Source organism: Helicobacter pametensis ATCC 51478, assembly GCF_000518225.1.
Lineage (GTDB): Bacteria > Campylobacterota > Campylobacteria > Campylobacterales > Helicobacteraceae > Helicobacter_G > Helicobacter_G pametensis.
Genome location: NZ_JADE01000008.1, coordinates 23,569 through 39,645 on the forward strand (window position 1 = coordinate 23,569; position 16,077 = coordinate 39,645).

Consider the following 16,077-nt stretch of genomic DNA (forward strand, 5'->3'; position numbering starts at 1 on the left):
CCCCCCCCCTTTTTTTTTGTCTTTATTTGATTGTGTAGGTTTTGGTGACTTTGCCAAGGTAGATGATTTTTATCTCTCCATTTTTGCGTTGTTTGAGGATGGGATAATCCGCTTTCTTGATTCCATAGAAGGCAAGTTGGGATTGAAGAGAGGGATTGGTCTTGATAGCTGAGATCTGATGCATTTTGAGAGTTTCTGCCAATTCTTTAGCAAAATAGAAATTACTCAAAAAATGTCTTTTGGGTTCAGAGAGAAATAAAAACTTATTGCCAAACAAAACCAAAACTTCAAACACAAGAGGCAACAGGATCGTATAAAAACGCCTCAAGTAAGCTCTCCTAAAAGTAGGAAGTCGCAAGCGGATATTATGTAAAAAATCTTTGATCGCGATGGGAAGACCGACCACACTGAGTGGGATAAAACTAAAAAGATCAATCTCTTGACGCAGTGAAAGAAGTAGGGAAAAGATGATTGAAGTTGCGCTGATGTAGAGCATGAGATTTTTTTCTTTTTTGATGATCCCACGATAAAGCGTATAGATGAAATACACAAAAAGAAATGGTGAGTACAAAAGCGCAAGGAGTCCGACAGTGTCTAGGAAATGTCCGCTTGGTGACCCACCGATGGGCAGTTTGAAAAAATACATATTGATTGAGAAGCCAATGAGTGAGAAAATCAGTGTTTTGTTGTGTTTGAAACGAAAAGCATAGATAAAGAGAGCCAAAAAGATGACACTAAAACTAAAATCAAGCAAACTCCCAAAAGTGCACAAAACAAAAAACAAAGAGTAATATCGTCTGATATGGACATAGCAAAGCAAGAGTGCAAAAAATAGAATAAATACACTTTTGCCTACAAGAATGGATGTGATATCTACTCCTGGAAGAAATGCATAGATCCAAGCACAGATCAGCGCGTCTTTTGGCTTTTTGAGATAGAGCTTGGAGAGCTCAAAGATCAGCCAGATATTGCAGAAGTGGATGGCTAGAAATGGCAGTCTTAGGGCAAAATCATTGAATCCAAAATGATCAAGAAAATATCTTGCATAGACAAAGCTAAAGTCGCTTGTGCTGAAAATACCTTGAGCCTCTTGAGAGCTGATACTGATTTGGGTGATCATGAAACCCAAAAGTAGAGCATTGAATAGAAGTAGCGCAATAAAGGCGAGATTAATTCTCATATTTTTCTCGCTCGATTTTGATGCAATGATCTTGAACAAACTCTAGTCCATGTTGCAGAGCCAATGCTTGAGCTTGAGGATTTTTGATCCCTAGTTGTAGCCAGATTCCTTTGATGCTTGGAGAATGCAAGGCGATGATTTCTTGTGTGATTTGCTCACACAATTCACTTTTGCGAAACACTACAACCCACTCAATAGGGAGATTTGCTAAAGATTGGATGTTGGGAAGAGCCATTTTGCCAAGAATGATCTGAGGTTTGGGATAAATGGGGAAGATTTCATATCCTTTGCTTTGGAGATAGAGGGCGACTTGGTGGCTTGGCTTGTCTGGATTGGGTGAAAGTCCAATAATGGCAATATGTTTGATGTTGTCAAAATCAATCATTGTTTGACCTCCTTAATTTGGTTTTGAAATCCTGTATAAAAATGGGCATAGCGATCAAGATTCCAGAGAGAATCACCAAAGAGATTCCCAGTAAAGTATAAAAATCTGGGAAAGGATCACCCAAAAGAATCCCCAAGAATAGACTGAAAACAATCTTTGCATAATCTAGAGGCGAGACGATCCCTGCAGGTGCTAGCATAAATGCCTTGGTCATAAAAAATTGTCCAAGAGTTCCTGTGATCCCCATAGCAAGGATCAGAATCCAAGCATGATGAGGGATCTCCTTCCAAGCTAAAAAATCCAAAGGAACTATAGAATGTGTAAGCACTCCTCCAAAACTCATCAAAGAAGCCACGATCCCAAAAGTCAAGATTATCACTCTCTCATCAAAATACTTCTTGCATCCTCGCACACTCACAAGCGCCATAGCAGCAGTAATCCCACTCAATATGCCAATAATGATATTGAGCCATGGGATATTGGCATCCGGATTCCCAATAAGGATGATCCCGCCAAATCCGATAAAAGTTGCCAAAAAAACAATGGGATGAAGAGATTCTTTGAGAAAAAAATAAGCAAAAAATACAGCATAGAGTGGGACAGTTTGAGCAAAGGTAGATGCCGTGCCAAGAGGGATAGTGGAGATATTGTAAAAAAAGAGTAGCATAGAGCTTGCCCCACAGACACTGCGGATCAAAAGAGGGAGATAGCCACCTTTGGTGTGTGTTTTTTCAATAGGTTTGAAGAGAAACAAAGAGGCGATAAATAAGCTCATCAGAATTGAGCGAAAAAGCATGCATTGTGTGATGCTTAGATGCAGACTTAGGACTTTGATGCATGCATTCATAAGGGAAAAAAAGATACTTGCCAAAAGCATGCTAAGAAGTCCTAGAGAATAATTCATAGTTCCTTATGCCCTTTATTCTAGATCTTTTTCTTGCCCAAAGTTGAGAGATAAATGGAGATTTTGATCATGGTTTTGATGAAGTTTTTGTGTGTTTTGTTGTATCGAAATTCAAGAATCTGGGATGCAATATAGGAGGAAAATTTGGGAGATTTGGAAAAATAATGCTTTGTTTGGTGGTATTTGTATTCCTTGACTTTATTGGACAAATCAGTATGTAAACGATTTTTAAAATGTGTGAAATGAGGTGCTTTGCTTATAGGTAGAGAATCAAAATAAGTGAAAAGTCTGACGATATCTTGTGTGTTGCGCTTATAGATCCTAAATCGCTTTTTGTCTTTTGCCCTTGTGGTGGATTGAGGATTGGGAAAATAAAAATATAAAATTTCTTCTGTGATCTCAAAGTATTGGACAAAGAAAAGCAATATAAAACACAGCAGAGCATCTTCATGCATCACAAGCCTAGGAATGGGAGGGAAGTGAGAGCTAAGGGCTAGGAGTGTTTGCTGGATGATGGATTGAGAGTATGCGCGCGCGCAAATGCTAGCTCCATAGAATTTTTCAATCAAAGCCTGATTGGACTGATGATCCAAATCTAAAAGAGGCTGATCCCAAGAGCAACCCTCCATATTAAACACAATGACATCTAGGGGGTGTGGAGAATGCAAAATGTTTTGATGCAAAATAGAGCAAGTTTCCAAAGAAATATAATCATCGCTATCTAAAAATAAAACATAGCTTCCTTGAGCCATTTTCATCCCCTCAATCCTTGAATGAAAAGTGCCAAGATTGTGTGGATTGTGGATGATTTTGATTCTTTTGTCTCTTTTTGCATAGTCTTGAGCGATCCCTATAGAGCCATCATTCCCACAATCATCCACAATGATGATTTCTATGTCTTCAAAGGTTTGATTGATCGCAGAATCTAGGCACCTTGCAAGATATGGTCGAGTATTGTAGAGTGGAATGATGATTGAAAAGATGGTTTTAGAATCTTGAGATGTTTCTTTGATGCGAGTTTCCACTTAATGATTCCTTGATGTCCTAGAGATAAAAATAAAATTATAGAGAAAATATTTTGCCTCAATATTTTTATAAATGAAGTGAGGTAAAATGCAAAACCAATCTTAATTTTAGGATGAAATCATGTGCGGAATTGTTGGTTATATTGGCAATCTTGAGAAAAAAGATTTGATCATTGGGGGGTTGCGAGAACTTGAATATCGAGGGTATGATAGCGCTGGCTTTTCCGTATTGAGCCATGGTGAATTGCATGCTTTTAAAGCTGTTGGCAAATTGATCAATTTGGAGCAAAAAAGCAAAGATTTTAGCTCAAGCGGTTTTGGTGTCGCGATTGGTCATACGCGTTGGGCGACGCATGGGAAACCCACAGAAGCCAATGCTCATCCTCATAGTGCTGATTTTAGCCATGTTGTTCATAATGGAATCATCGAAAATCATCGCGAGCTTCGTGAAAAGCTTGAATGCATGGGGCATCGTTTTTTGTCCCAAACAGATACTGAAGTGATTGTGCATCTTTTTGAAGAGTATTTGAAGGAATGTGGAGATGCGTTGAGGGCTTTTGAGATGAGTGTGGCTGAGCTTAAGGGGGCCTATGCGATTTTGCTCATCACTCAAAAAGAACCCAATAAGATTTTTTATGCCAAAAATGCCTCTCCATTGATTGTTGGGCGTGGGAAAGAAGGTGTGTTTTTTGCAAGTAGTGATGCCCCACTGATTGGCTGGGCAGATGAGGTCAGCTATCTTGAAGATGGGAGTGTGGGGGTGATGGATCTGGAGAATTTTGAGAGTGTAGGACAGATCTCTAAATTGAGCCAAGATCGGAGCTATGCACAAAAGGATGGATTCCGCTACTTTATGGAAAAAGAAATTTATGAGCAGCATGCTGTTTTGCTTGAGTCAATGATGGGGCGCATCCATGAAGGAAGAGTTGAGCTTGAGTTTGAGAATCTAGGGTTTTGGGATGGGGTGGATGAGATTACAATCTGTGCTTGTGGGACAAGTTATCATGCTGGAATGGTGGGAAAATATCTCTTGGAGCGCTATGGAAAAATCAAAACAAATGTTGTGATTGCAAGTGAATTTCGCTATGCCACTCCCATTCTTAAAGATCATGAGTTATTTATCGCAATCTCTCAAAGTGGAGAAACACTTGACACACTTGAAGCAGTCAAATATGTCAAAAAATCAGGTCTTAAGACTTTGGCTATTTGCAATGTAGATAATAGTTCGATTGTGCGAGAATGCGATGAAGTGCTTTTGACGCGTGCAGGGATTGAGAAGGGTGTAGCTTCGACTAAGGCATTTGCTACTCAGGTGATGGTGCTTTGGCTTTTGTCTGTATTCCTTGGGGGTAAGAGAGGGGTTTTGAGTGTGCAAGAGATAGATGAGCATATTCAAGCCATGATTGGGAGTGCTAAGAAGACAGAGGTCTGCTCTAAGCTTCATGATCGCATCAAGAGACTCTCAAAGCGATATTTACATGGACATGGGTTTTTCTTCATTGGAAGAGATGTGTTTTATCCACTCGCTTTAGAATCTGCTCTCAAACTCAAAGAGATTAGTTATTTGCATGCTGAGGGATATCCAAGTGGTGAGATGAAGCATGGACCCATTGCCTTGGCAGATTCTGAGCTTTTCACAGTGGCATTGATGCCCCAGCATCTTTTATATGAGAAAATCAAAAGCAATGTAGAAGAGCTTAGTGCGCGCGATGCGACTATTTGTGCTGTGAGCTCTCAAGAATTTGACGGAGCTGATGATATGCTCTATATTCAGCCCTGCAAGCATTATATGGAAGAGTTTTTTTCTATGATGGTTGCATTGCAACTTTTTGCACTTGAAGTAGCTGTGCGTGTGGGGAGCGATGTGGATATGCCAAGAAATTTAGCCAAAAGTGTGACGGTGGAATAATGACTTTTTGCCACAACACATCGACTTTGTTTTTGGAAGGTGTGTGTGATTATCGCTCTTCTAAGAAAGTTATCGATCTAGGAGGAGTACAGAAAATCAAGATTAGCTGTCTGAGACTAGAGAAGCTAGATTTTTCATTTGCAATTTTTGTAGATGAGATGCTTAGACATCAGGGTGTCCAATATGAACTTATTGATGCGGCTACAAAATGTCAAGAGATCTTTGATTTGATTCGTCATAGACGGGGTTTTGTCCCCCAAAAAGAAAAAAGAAGAATTTTAGAATCTCTTGGTAGGTGGGTGTATGGTTGGCTAGAAGGATTGAGGAATTTTTGTACATTTTTTGGATTGTTTGTATTTAATCTATTTCGGACAATGATACAGCCCACACTTTTGCGCTTCTCTGCCCTCCTCTTTCATATCAATAATTCTGGATTTAGGGCTTTGCCTGTGGGGATTATCACTTGTGCCATTGTGAGTGCTGCGATCAGTATCCAAGGGGTGATTCAACTCCAAAAAATGGGTGTGCCTCTTGCAAGTGTAGAGACGATGGCAAAGCTAGCGCTTAGAGAAATGGGACCCTTTATCTTAGCTCTTGTGATTGCTGGAAGAAGTGCTTCATCTTTTGCCGCTCAAATTGGTGTGATGAGGATCACAGAAGAGCTAGATGCTATGAAGATTATGGGATTTGATTGGTATCGCTTTATTGTGATTCCTAGATTTTTGGCTCTTGTGATTGCGATGCCATTGCTTGTGTTTTTGGCAGATATGGCATCTTTATTTGCAAGTGCGGTTGTGATCAAGATCCAGACGGGAATCACTTTTGGTCAATATATTGAGCGTTTTTATGAGCATGTAGATCTTTCTCATTTGTGGGTTGGAGTGATCAAATCTCCATTTTTTGGTGCAGTGATTGCGCTTGTGGGGTGTTATCGTGGGTTGCAAATCGTTGGGGATACCCAATCTGTAGGGAAATACACGACAATCAGCGTTGTCAGTGCTTTATTTTGGATTATTGTGGTTAATGCAATTTTTTCAATTATTTTCACAAGGTTTGATATATGAGTGTGATCAGAGTTGAGAATCTAGTGACTAAATTTGGCTCGACCTTGATTCATGATCGTATTAGTTTTGAGGTTGGGAGTGGAGAGATTTTTGGGATATTGGGAGGGAGCGGAAGTGGGAAAAGTACTCTGCTCCGCACACTTTTGTTTCTCAATCCAATTACTGAGGGGGAGATTTTTATCTTTGATGAGAGAGTTTCTATGCTCTCACTACCTAGGCAAGAAATGCTTTTGAGAAGATGTGGGGTGTTGTTTCAGTTTGGGGCTTTGTTTAGTTCGATGAGTGTGCTTGAGAATGTGGGTGTGTTGCTCAAGGAATATTCCAACTATTCTCAAAATATGATTGATGAAAATTCTAAAATGTGGCTTTCACTTGTGGGGCTTTCACCCAAAGTGTGCTCACTCTATCCTTATGAATTGAGTGGAGGGATGAAGAAGCGTGTAGCATTGGCACGAGCCTTGAGTTTAAGTCCTGAAATTTTATTTCTTGATGAGCCCACAAGTGGGTTGGATCCAGCAAGTAGCGAAAAGTTTGATGAGCTGATTTTGAAATTGAGAGAATTACTTGGAATCACGATTGTGATGGTGACGCATGATTTGGATTCGGTCAAAGATTGTATGGATCGTTTTATCGTATTGGAGAAGCAAAAAATTGCTTTCAATGGATCTTTGGCATCTACCAATGAGGCGACATATCTTGGTGAATTATTTTCAAACAAGCGAGGGAAGAGAATATGGAACGAAATGTAAATTTTACCTATATTGGTGGGTTGTTTGTCTTGCTTGTGATTGCGATGGTGGGGTTTGTGATCTGGATGGGTGGAGGTAGTTTGGATCAATCCAAATTCCGCCCCTATGTGCTTTATTCACATGAAGGGCTTTCTGGTGTGGGTGTAGGGACAAGTGTTCGTTATAAGGGGATCGTAGTGGGGAAGGTGCAAGCTCTTGGATTTAAGAAGGGAGATACAAATCTTATCCAGCTTGATGTGCTTATTGATTCACAAATCCCTATCTATCAAAATGCATGTTTGAGTATCGAGACACAGGGGTTGGCTGGAGGAAGTTTTCTCAATCTCATTCAGGGCAGTGGTGAGAGATTAAATAGTGGCTCTGAACTTTGCTATCAAAAAGGCTTTATGGGGAAATTGCTTGATAATATTGATAAAAGTGGTGGGGATACTCGAGAGATTATTGCTCAAGTCAAGGAAATGTTTAATGAGCAAAATGGCCAAAATATTCAAGAAATTATTGTAGCACTCAAAGTGATTTTGCAAAATCTTGAAGAAACACGCCAAAACATTGATAAACTCAGTATCGCCGCCAATAAAACAATCGATCATATCAATGTGAGTCTAGAGCGTGGAGACTACAATATCCGATCTATTGTCGCACCAGCGATGCTTGGGATTGAGAATAGTCTCGGTGAGATGAATCGTTTCTTCTCCAAAGCCAATCTTTTGTTAAATCGCTTGGAGAAAAGCCCGTATGAGGCAATTTTTGGAGAACGAGAAAAAGGAAAAAAAGAATGAAAAGATTATCGCTTCTGCCAATCGCACTACTTTTAACCGGCTGCTTTAGCCTAAAAACACCTCTTCCTGAAGTCAACTATTATGATTTGGATTTTGCGATTGATTCAAAAGATCAGAGTTGTTCCAAACCTTATAGGGTTGGGATTGCTGATATTCGCGCACTTGCAGTTTATGAAGATCATAATATCGTTCTCAAAAAACAAAATGGAGAAGTAACTCATGCGCCTAGACTTTCTTGGGTTGATTTGCCCAAGAATCTCCTCAAAAAAGCCATCATTGAACAATTTGACGCCCAGTGTATCGGAGTTTCGATCCCTCCATTTGGTGGAGTAAGGAATGATTTTTTACTCAAACTTGAATTGTTGAATTTTGAAATTGCTCAAGAAAAGAGTGGAGATGTTGCGCGTGTTGGGATTTTTTATGAATTATCAGATTTGAAAGACTTTAAGATCTTAGAGAGTGGAATGATTGTCAAGAGTGAGCCAGCCAATGACTATATCACTTCATTTAAGCGTGCAATCCAAGCTCTTAGCGATGAACTTGCACAAAAAATCAAAACTCTACAACATCAATAACTTCTATAGATCTTATGAGCACGATCAAGCTTGGGTTTGGTCGCCTCAAGATTTGATTCCAGCCTCAATCAACATATGCAAGTGTAAAGCTCCAAGAATCTGTCCTTGAGCATCTGTAATCGCCAAAACCTGAATCTTGTGCTCTTCCATCAGTCTAAGTGCATCATAAGCCAAAAGATTTGGATCTTGACAGGCCTTGGGAGATTTGGAAGCAAAATCAATGGCCAAAGCCCCAAGATCAAAACACTCACTCATCATAGCCCTTCTTAAATCCCCATCGCTCAAGATAGCCACAAGAGCACCATCTTGGAGGATGAATGCACTCCCAAGTCTTGCCTTACTCATAGTGATGATAGCCTCTTTGAGTGGGGTTTGGGTGGAGATGAGAGGAAGATTTTGTGTTTGCATTAGATCTCCAACTTTGAGAAATAGTCTTTTGCCCAAGCTTCCTCCAGGATGAAAGGAGGCAAAATCACTGTGTGTGAAATTGCGTTTTTTCATCAAGCATACTGCCAAAGCATCGCCAAGGGCAAGAGTAAGTGTCGTCGATGTGGTGGGAGCTGTGTTGAGGGGGCAGGCTTCATGCGCAATATGAAGACTAAGAAAGTGATCTCCAAGTTTTGAGATAGAGCTTTGGGGGTCTTTGGTCATTGTGATGATTTTGCAGCCCTTGGCCTTGATGTGTGGAAGGACGACTTTTAGCTCATCGCTTTCTCCACTATAGCTAATGGCAAGGATAGAATCTTTTGACTCAATCATTCCCAAATCACCATGAAGAGCCTCTGTAGGATGGACAAAGAAGCTTGGAGTCCCAGTGCTTGCAAGAGTTGCAGCAATCTTTGCACCAATCAATCCACTCTTTCCTACGCCCATCACAATGAGCTTGCCTTGGGTGTCTAGGATGCATTGGATGATTTGCTCAAGCTCTTTTTCTTCCAATGAAGCATTGAGGAGAGCCTGAGCTTCTTGATGTAATACCTCTTTTGCTGTTGTAAGCATAGTTTAATCCACAAAGAAGCTGATGCTCATCAATGGATATTTTTTATATTTTTTGAAGAGCATTTTTTTGAGAAGATTTCTGGCTTCAAACTCTAGGTTTTTGGGCGTAATATCCTTTTTGAAAGCTTTGAGCATCAGCAAGAGAGCTTCTTGAATCTCTTTTGAAAGGAGCTTTTCTTCTTTTGTACTAATGAGTCCAAAGCTGTGGATTCTGAGTTCATCACTGAAATCAAGTTTGCGTTTATCGATCTTGGCACTGATGGAGAGAGTGCCATCATTGGCAAGATTCTGACGATCCGAAATCATATTTTGATCAATGATTCGATCTACTTGGTTGTCGACAAAGGTTTTTCCAGTTTTGATGGAGCGAACTTTTCTGATGTAGTTTGGATTAACTTCAATCTGATCTCCATCTTCCATCAAATAAATATTGCGCTCAGGCACACCGCATTTGATCGCTGTGTCTTTGTGCTTGGCGATATGGTTGTATTCTCCATGGACAGGGAGGAAAAACTTGGGCTTGACCAATCTTAACATAAGCTTCTGTTCTTCCTGTGCGGCATGTCCGCTCACATGAATTTCACTGAAATCTTGGTATGCCACCTGCGCTCCACCTTTTTGGAGATGATTGATCACAGCAGAGACTGAGCCTTCATTACCAGGGATTGCCTTGGCTGAAATGATGACTAGATCTGTGGGCTTGATTTTGATATGGCGATGCTCATCTGTAGCCATACGATATAGCGCACTCATGGTTTCCCCTTGAGATCCTGTGGTGACGATAAGCACCTCTTCATCTGGGTATTTTTCTACCTCATGTGCCTCAATAAAGATTCCTTGAGGAAGATTGATGTATCCCAGTTCTCTTGCGATTTCAAGATTTTTTTCCATTGAGCGTCCGATGACTGCGACTTTGCGGTTGTATTTGATTCCAAAACTAATCGCTTGATAAACTCTGTGAATATTGGAGCTAAATGTGCTCATGATCACGCGCCCCTCAGCACCTTTGAACAATCGATCAAAGGTGGGGCCAACGATTGCTTCACTTGGCGTCACTCCGCTTTTGTGAGAATTTGTGCTATCACTTAATAGAAGCATAACTCCCTCTTCTCCATAATGAGCTAAGCGATGTAGATCTGTTGGAAGTCCATCAATGGGTGTGTGATCGATTTTGAAATCTCCAGTATGAATGATCACCCCAGCTTCTGTCCTGATTGCGAGTGCTGAGGCATCGATGACAGAGTGAGTGATATGAATCCATTCGATTTCAAATTCTCCGATTGTGATTGGTTTGCGCTTCTCGACACTTCTAAAGAGTGAGCGATATTTTTTGAGGCCATGCTCGTCAAATTTTGCACTAATCATCCCTAGGGGCAGTGGTGTCCCATAAAGTGGGAATTGCATGATTTTGTAAAGATATGGCACTGCTCCGATATGATCCTCGTGAGCATGAGTAATGATCACGGCTTCAATCTTATCTTTGATAGTTTGCAGATAGCTAAAGTCTGGAATCAAAATATCCACCCCAGGCATACTCTCATCAGGGAAACTCATCCCTACATCAATGATGATGGCTGATTTTTCTGTCTCGATGACTGTCATATTGCCACCAATCTCTCTAAGTCCTCCAAGCGGTGTGATTCTAATCTTGGCTTTGCTATTGAGATTGAGCTTGAAGTGAGGATTGAGGCTACCTTTTTGGATGCGTGTATTGGAATCAACACTTTTTCTCAATTCACGATGGAGGTGGAGATTTCCTTTTTCACTAATACTTTTGATCTCATGGACGCCATTGTGAGATTCGCCCTCTTCTGATTTTTTGTGTGAATTGGTATTGGGGTTTTTCCCACTCCATCGTCTTGGTTTTCTTGTATTGCCCCCAAATCCAGAGGATCCATGCTGTGAAGATGGAGCATTGTTTGGGTTCTCTGCTTTGTGAGGACGCGTTGCTCTGTCGTGAGATTTGCTTGGATTGCGCTGGAAGCCTGATCTTTTTTCTTTGTTGTCGATATTTTCCATTTCTGACCTCTTTATAAAAGTTTTAAAAATTGGTGATAAAGCGAAGTGCTGACTTCGTGAGGTCTTGAATTATCTTCAAGATTCAATGCATGAAATGCCTCACGGATCTTATGCGCAGGATAGAGATGAAGAAGATTTTTGGAGAGCTTTTTGCGAGGAGCAGCAAAAGCAGTCTTCAATAAGCGCTCCAAAGATGCTAGCTCATCAAGTGTTGGATGTTGGGGGGATTTGATAATCCTAAAAACCGCTGAAGTCACTTTGGGAGCAGGTTCAAAAGCGGATGGAGGAACATCAAACAAATAGTCTATTTTCCCAACACTTTGTGCGATCACACTCAGAGCACAAAACTCTTTGTCAAAGACTTGCGCGCAGAATTTATGTGCGACCTCCTTTTGTGTCATGACGACCAATCCCTCACACATTGGATCTCTCAGTAATCGCAAAACAATATGTGTCGCAATATAGTAGGGAAGATTGGAGATCAAAAAATATGGCTCTGCATGTAGCCATGCATATTGATTCTCCAATCCCATCACATCGCAACAGATAAGCTTGAGGCATCCTTTCTCTATAGTCATCTGGTGTCTATCACTAAGCAAAGAACATAAGTCCCTATCAACTTCATAAGCTATCAAATTGTGGAGTTTGAGTAGCTCATCTGTCAGATCACCCAAGCCAATCCCGATCTCAATCATCTGTGACTGTGTAGCGGGAATCGCTTCGATGATTTGGCGGAGATAAGTCTGATCTTTGAGGAAGTTCTGACCAAATCTCTTTTTTGCTCTATAATTCACGATTTGCACTGTCCTTTTGGCTTGGATTGTATCGTTTTTTTGTAATGTTTTAGATGTTTTGGAGAAAGTATGTTTGTGTGTGCGGGAAATGGGGAGGAGTTTGAGTTTGCTGTGAGTATTGGTGTGGGACTCATAGAGAGTGCGATCAATCTTGCTAGAGTTTGCGAGAGAGAAAGACCAGATTGTTTGATCTTTGTGGGGAGTGCTGGGAGCTATGATGGGGATATGGAACTGCTTGAGCTTTGTGTCAGTAGTGAAGCCACGCAGATAGAATCTTCTCTTTTGCTTCATGATAGCTATACACCGATTGAAAATCGTATCTGTGCTTTGAGTGATGTTTCACATGAAACAATTCAAAGGATCAAAGCTCTTGGATTGAGAGAGGTTGTAGTCAATTCAAGTAACTATATCACGACAGATATCCATCATGCTCAAAGAATACAGGAGAAGGGAATCTTGCTAGAGAATATGGAGTTTTTTTCTGTATTAAGCGTGGCAAATGCTTTTGAGATTCCTGCTATTGGGGTATTTTGTGTGAGTAATTATTGTGGGAGCGAGGCTCATCAGGAGTTTTTGAAAAATTGTAAGGAAGTGATGGGGAGATTGAGAGGAGTGATTGAAAAACTTGAGGTTTAGAGAAGTTATTTTTAGATTTTTCTCTGACATACTTTGTTAAATCCCCCCCCCCCTTTTTTTTCTTACTCCTTCATGCAAACAAAGGGGGAGACTCACCCTATAACACAAGGTAAGATTACTTTGAATTTTTGTCGAAACTAAAAAATAGATTCTCTAGCATTCTCATTTTTGTGAATTTTGCTGTAATTGGATAAGCGCTTGAAACGACATCAAAGATTTGTTGAAAAAAATCCATTTCAATAATTTCTTCGCAAAGTGTTTTATAGATAAGATATTGGTTTATTTCTTTTGTTTTGTTGTTATATGTTTTTTTGTAAATATCCTCGATAAGAAGGTTTTTTTCAAAAAAGCTTTTGATACGACTATCAAATATAGGATATTTTTTTGGATTCGCAAAGTGCAAAATCTTTGAAGCTCCAACAATCGAATTATTTACACTTTTTATAAGATTAAGATAATCACTGTGATCCAATGGTTCTTCTTGTTTTGCTTTATTTAGAGTATTGATTGCCTCTTGAGTGATGTTTATATTTGGAATTGTTGGCATCCAACCATAAATTAAGTAGGCACCGATAGTAAAAAAATGATGATCAAAAACTTCTATATTTTGGAAAAAATTAAGAAATTCAAAATAGCTATCAAAGTATTGTGTTTCGATATTTGTTGTTTTTAGATACTCACAAATTGTTTCTAAAACATTGTCTTTTTCGTAGAGTGAAAATTTTTCCATTTTTTCTCCTATTCGACACATTTGTTCAAAACTGCCGTAACAACCAATGATCCAAATAATGGATAGCTGTAGCTTTTTTGGATCACCATTTTTTTAATTTGTTTGTGATAGGTATAGAGGACAAAACCAGCATCAACGGGTTCGAGAAATTGAGAGTTGTCTATATTGTCGGCAATCATAATGAGGGGATTCCATTTGGATTGATTTCCAGATACAAAAAAATCTTTTTCATTCCGTTTGAAATAGAGTTTAAATTCATCTTTTTGTAGGGATTTTTCTTTTCCTGTTTGCAGATCATAATCTCCAGATATTGCATCATAGCAATGTGAGGGAAATGCAAATAAACACGAGTTTAATAAGAGGGTTAAAAGTAAAGCTTTTGCTTTCATGGAAGATCCTTTGTTTTGATTCTGAAAGTGAATTATGCCCCCCCCCCAGCTTATTTGTCAAGAAAAAAATGATAAAAATTTTAAAAATATAGAAAATGCATAGTTGCATAGCTGTATAATTTTTAGATTCTGCTGTTTGCCACAATATGCTTCGCCAAACAAATCAAAACATACAAAATCATACAAGAGTAGAAAGGATACATACAATGACATCATTGATTCAATTCAGAATGGATTCTCAAGAAAAACAAAAATTAGAATCAGTGCTTGGGGCAATGGGTTTGGACTGCCCCTCAGCTTTTAGAATGTTTGCCGCTCAAGTCATCGCACAAAGAAAAATCCCATTTGAAATCGTAGCAGTGGATGAGGATGGCCAATGGAGCGATGAAGATGAGAAAGCCTACAAAAAAGCTAAAAATGAAAGAAGTGGAGGAGAGGTTTTGACTTTAGAGGAAGTCAAGAGAGAGCTTGGTTTGTGAAATATGAAGTAATTTTTAGCAAAGATGTTGTCAAGTTTTTGCGTAAGCATCCACAAATCAGTCAAGTGATTACACTCCTCTTTGGATATAAACCTATAACAGAAAAAGAAAATCACTTTAGATTAAGGGTTTCAAAATACAGATTTTATATGAAATCATCAAAGATGAGATCCTTATCTATGCCTAAAGCAGATTCAAGAGGCAGGGTTTATAAGTAGTCAAGGGTTGCATTGAGTAAGTTTTGCTACAATCCCCACTCGATCCAAACCCCATATAAAAGTGTATTTCAATGAAACAAAATATCTATGACTATAGCCTCAAGGAATTAGAGGAGATTCTGAGCCCTAGCTTTCGTGCTAAGCAAGTGTATCACTGGCTTTATGCGAAATATATCCATGATTTTGACAAAATGCTCAATCTCCCCAAGAGCTTACAGCAAGAACTAGATGAAAAATTTAGTGCCAAAAATTTGTCCATTATTGAAGTAGAGACAAGTAGAGATGGGAGTAGAAAGTATCTCTTTAGAACCAAAGATGGCTTGAGTTTTGAAAGTGTATTTATCAAAATGCGAGACAAAAAAATCGATGAGCAAGGAAAGATCATCGAGGGAGAAAAATATACTTTTTGTCTCTCTTCGCAAGTGGGATGCAAGGTGGGATGTGCGTTTTGCTCCACTGCTAAAGGTGGCTTTGTGAGAAATTTGAGTGCAGGTGAGATCGTGGAGCAGGTCGTGCGTCTCAAAGAGGACAATGCCCTAGCACCAGAGAAGCGTGTCAATATCGTATATATGGGGATGGGTGAGCCTCTGGATAACTTTGAGCATGTCACCAAGGCGATCAGAATCATTGCCGAACTCAATGGTCTATCCATCTCTACTAGACGCCAGACGATCTCTACAAGTGGGATTGCACCTAAGATCAGAAAGCTTGGAGAGCTTGATTTGGGAGTGCAATTAGCGATTTCTTTGCATGCTGTGAATGATGAACTTAGAAGTCGACTTATCCCTATGAATAGGGCTTATAACATAGAAAGTGTACTTGATGCTGTCCGAAATTTTCCTGTGGATACTCGCAAGAGAGTGATGTTTGAATATTTGGTCATCAAGGGCTTGAATGATGATCTAGGAAGTGCAAAAGCTCTATTAAGGTTGCTTGATGGTATCAAATCCAAAGTCAATCTGATTCTCTTCAATCCACACGAAGAGAGTGAGTTTGAGCGACCCGATGATGAAGATGTGCGAAAGTTTGCTGATTTTTTGGTGAGCAAGGGATTGCTGTGTACGATCAGAGAATCTAAAGGACTTGATATCAGCGCAGCATGCGGGCAATTGAGAGAAAAAGAGAAGCGCAAAAGTCTCAAAAATGTTTCATGTGAAACAAGGAGAGAAGATGGGAATCCTTGATGTGATTTTGCTTATTTTTTTGGCAGTTGTGATCAGTGTGGGTGGTTGGTTTTTTTTGA

At 39.7% G+C, this 16,077-nt stretch carries 17 protein-coding genes; 8 read left to right on the forward strand and 9 right to left on the reverse strand.

The annotated features are described in order from the left end of the window. Positions 1-22 precede the first annotated feature (22 nt). From T391_RS07650 to T391_RS08730, 4 genes are read right to left on the reverse strand one after another with little or no spacing between them, the layout of a single operon-like run. Positions 23-1,180 (reverse strand): glycosyltransferase family protein, encoded by a 1,158-nt coding sequence (locus tag T391_RS07650; protein ID WP_156923051.1) that lies wholly within the window; start codon positions 1,178-1,180, stop codon positions 23-25. Further along, complete coding sequence (locus T391_RS0102100; protein WP_027326953.1) at positions 1,170-1,565, reverse strand: CoA-binding protein; 396 nt, start codon at positions 1,563-1,565, stop codon at positions 1,170-1,172. The genes T391_RS07650 and T391_RS0102100 overlap by 11 nt, the downstream gene beginning before the upstream one ends. Continuing rightward, the gene (locus tag T391_RS0102105) at positions 1,558-2,469 is read right to left on the reverse strand and encodes a DMT family transporter (RefSeq protein WP_027326954.1); all 912 of its coding nucleotides are present in this window, start codon (positions 2,467-2,469) and stop codon (positions 1,558-1,560) included. Before T391_RS0102105 ends, T391_RS0102100 begins: the two co-directional genes overlap by 8 nt. Positions 2,470-2,489: 20 nt before the next feature. Further along, positions 2,490-3,494, reverse strand: a complete 1,005-nt coding sequence (locus tag T391_RS08730) for a glycosyltransferase family 2 protein (RefSeq protein WP_051420537.1) — start codon at positions 3,492-3,494, stop codon at positions 2,490-2,492. Between the two features lie 121 nt (positions 3,495-3,615). On the opposite strand from T391_RS08730, the gene glmS reads away from it, so the two are divergent. The 5 genes from glmS to T391_RS0102135 are packed head-to-tail and all read left to right on the forward strand — an operon-like array spanning position 3,616 to position 8,570. Next, entirely contained in the window at positions 3,616-5,403 is a 1,788-nt protein-coding gene (gene glmS / locus T391_RS0102115) for a glutamine--fructose-6-phosphate transaminase (isomerizing) (protein ID WP_027326955.1), read from the forward strand. Beyond that, on the forward strand, positions 5,403-6,467 hold the full coding sequence (locus T391_RS0102120; protein ID WP_034583520.1) for an MlaE family ABC transporter permease: 1,065 nt from the start codon (positions 5,403-5,405) through the stop codon (positions 6,465-6,467). The genes glmS and T391_RS0102120 overlap by 1 nt, the downstream gene beginning before the upstream one ends. Then, the gene (locus T391_RS0102125; RefSeq protein ID WP_027326957.1) at positions 6,464-7,216 is read left to right on the forward strand and encodes an ABC transporter ATP-binding protein; all 753 of its coding nucleotides are present in this window, start codon (positions 6,464-6,466) and stop codon (positions 7,214-7,216) included. The genes T391_RS0102120 and T391_RS0102125 overlap by 4 nt, the downstream gene beginning before the upstream one ends. Then, positions 7,201-7,995 carry an MlaD family protein gene (locus T391_RS0102130; protein WP_027326958.1) on the forward strand — a complete coding sequence of 265 codons (795 nt, stop codon included), beginning with the start codon at positions 7,201-7,203 and terminating at the stop codon, positions 7,993-7,995. The genes T391_RS0102125 and T391_RS0102130 overlap by 16 nt, the downstream gene beginning before the upstream one ends. Continuing rightward, complete coding sequence (locus tag T391_RS0102135) at positions 7,992-8,570, forward strand: ABC-type transport auxiliary lipoprotein family protein (RefSeq protein ID WP_027326959.1); 579 nt, start codon at positions 7,992-7,994, stop codon at positions 8,568-8,570. Before T391_RS0102130 ends, T391_RS0102135 begins: the two co-directional genes overlap by 4 nt. Before the next feature lie 45 nt (positions 8,571-8,615). Here the strand turns inward: T391_RS0102135 and T391_RS0102140 are convergent, their stop codons facing one another. The 3 genes from T391_RS0102140 to rsmA are packed head-to-tail and all read right to left on the reverse strand — an operon-like array spanning position 8,616 to position 12,382. Further along, complete coding sequence (locus T391_RS0102140) at positions 8,616-9,569, reverse strand: KpsF/GutQ family sugar-phosphate isomerase (protein WP_027326960.1); 954 nt, start codon at positions 9,567-9,569, stop codon at positions 8,616-8,618. 3 nt (positions 9,570-9,572) lie between these two features. Beyond that, positions 9,573-11,588 carry a ribonuclease J gene (locus tag T391_RS07660; RefSeq protein WP_084340093.1) on the reverse strand — a complete coding sequence of 672 codons (2,016 nt, stop codon included), beginning with the start codon at positions 11,586-11,588 and terminating at the stop codon, positions 9,573-9,575. A gap of 11 nt (positions 11,589-11,599) precedes the next feature. Then, a complete protein-coding gene (rsmA, locus tag T391_RS0102150; protein WP_027326961.1) occupies positions 11,600-12,382 on the reverse strand; it encodes a 16S rRNA (adenine(1518)-N(6)/adenine(1519)-N(6))-dimethyltransferase RsmA in 783 nt (260 codons plus the stop codon). A 69-nt stretch (positions 12,383-12,451) separates the two neighbouring features. Here rsmA and T391_RS0102155 point away from each other — a divergent pair, with 69 nt between their 5' ends. Beyond that, a complete protein-coding gene (locus T391_RS0102155) occupies positions 12,452-13,018 on the forward strand; it encodes a 5'-methylthioadenosine/S-adenosylhomocysteine nucleosidase family protein (RefSeq protein WP_027326962.1) in 567 nt (188 codons plus the stop codon). Positions 13,019-13,133: 115 nt separating this feature from the next. On the opposite strand, the gene T391_RS08365 is transcribed toward T391_RS0102155, so the two are convergent. Then, entirely contained in the window at positions 13,134-13,748 is a 615-nt protein-coding gene (locus T391_RS08365; protein ID WP_051420538.1) for a hypothetical protein, read from the reverse strand. 8 nt (positions 13,749-13,756) lie between these two features. Continuing rightward, a complete protein-coding gene (locus T391_RS0102165) occupies positions 13,757-14,137 on the reverse strand; it encodes a hypothetical protein (RefSeq protein ID WP_027326963.1) in 381 nt (126 codons plus the stop codon). A 206-nt stretch (positions 14,138-14,343) separates the two neighbouring features. On the opposite strand from T391_RS0102165, the gene T391_RS07670 reads away from it, so the two are divergent. Then, on the forward strand, positions 14,344-14,616 hold the full coding sequence (locus T391_RS07670) for a type II toxin-antitoxin system RelB/DinJ family antitoxin (RefSeq protein WP_034583524.1): 273 nt from the start codon (positions 14,344-14,346) through the stop codon (positions 14,614-14,616). Positions 14,617-14,905: 289 nt separating this feature from the next. Beyond that, complete coding sequence (gene rlmN, locus T391_RS0102175; RefSeq protein WP_034583527.1) at positions 14,906-16,018, forward strand: dual-specificity RNA methyltransferase RlmN; 1,113 nt, start codon at positions 14,906-14,908, stop codon at positions 16,016-16,018. Positions 16,019-16,077 lie beyond the last annotated feature (59 nt).

Bases quoted from the DNA above. Each gene is read 5' to 3' on its own strand.
- T391_RS08365 (WP_051420538.1), bottom strand. From the start codon at position 13,748: ATGGAAAAATTTTCACTCTACGAAAAAGACAATGTTTTAGAAACAATT.
- T391_RS07660 (WP_084340093.1), bottom strand. From the start codon at position 11,588: ATGGAAAATATCGACAACAAAGAAAAAAGATCAGGCTTCCAGCGCAAT.
- T391_RS0102105 (WP_027326954.1), bottom strand. From the start codon at position 2,469: ATGAATTATTCTCTAGGACTTCTTAGCATGCTTTTGGCAAGTATCTTT.
- T391_RS0102130 (WP_027326958.1), top strand. From the start codon at position 7,201: ATGGAACGAAATGTAAATTTTACCTATATTGGTGGGTTGTTTGTCTTG.
- rlmN (WP_034583527.1), top strand. From the start codon at position 14,906: ATGAAACAAAATATCTATGACTATAGCCTCAAGGAATTAGAGGAGATT.
- T391_RS0102140 (WP_027326960.1), bottom strand. From the start codon at position 9,569: ATGCTTACAACAGCAAAAGAGGTATTACATCAAGAAGCTCAGGCTCTC.
- T391_RS07650 (WP_156923051.1), bottom strand. From the start codon at position 1,180: ATGAGAATTAATCTCGCCTTTATTGCGCTACTTCTATTCAATGCTCTA.
- glmS (WP_027326955.1), top strand. From the start codon at position 3,616: ATGTGCGGAATTGTTGGTTATATTGGCAATCTTGAGAAAAAAGATTTG.
- T391_RS0102120 (WP_034583520.1), top strand. From the start codon at position 5,403: ATGACTTTTTGCCACAACACATCGACTTTGTTTTTGGAAGGTGTGTGT.
- T391_RS0102125 (WP_027326957.1), top strand. From the start codon at position 6,464: ATGAGTGTGATCAGAGTTGAGAATCTAGTGACTAAATTTGGCTCGACC.
- T391_RS0102155 (WP_027326962.1), top strand. From the start codon at position 12,452: ATGTTTGTGTGTGCGGGAAATGGGGAGGAGTTTGAGTTTGCTGTGAGT.
- T391_RS0102100 (WP_027326953.1), bottom strand. From the start codon at position 1,565: ATGATTGATTTTGACAACATCAAACATATTGCCATTATTGGACTTTCA.
- T391_RS07670 (WP_034583524.1), top strand. From the start codon at position 14,344: ATGACATCATTGATTCAATTCAGAATGGATTCTCAAGAAAAACAAAAA.
- T391_RS0102165 (WP_027326963.1), bottom strand. From the start codon at position 14,137: ATGAAAGCAAAAGCTTTACTTTTAACCCTCTTATTAAACTCGTGTTTA.
- T391_RS0102135 (WP_027326959.1), top strand. From the start codon at position 7,992: ATGAAAAGATTATCGCTTCTGCCAATCGCACTACTTTTAACCGGCTGC.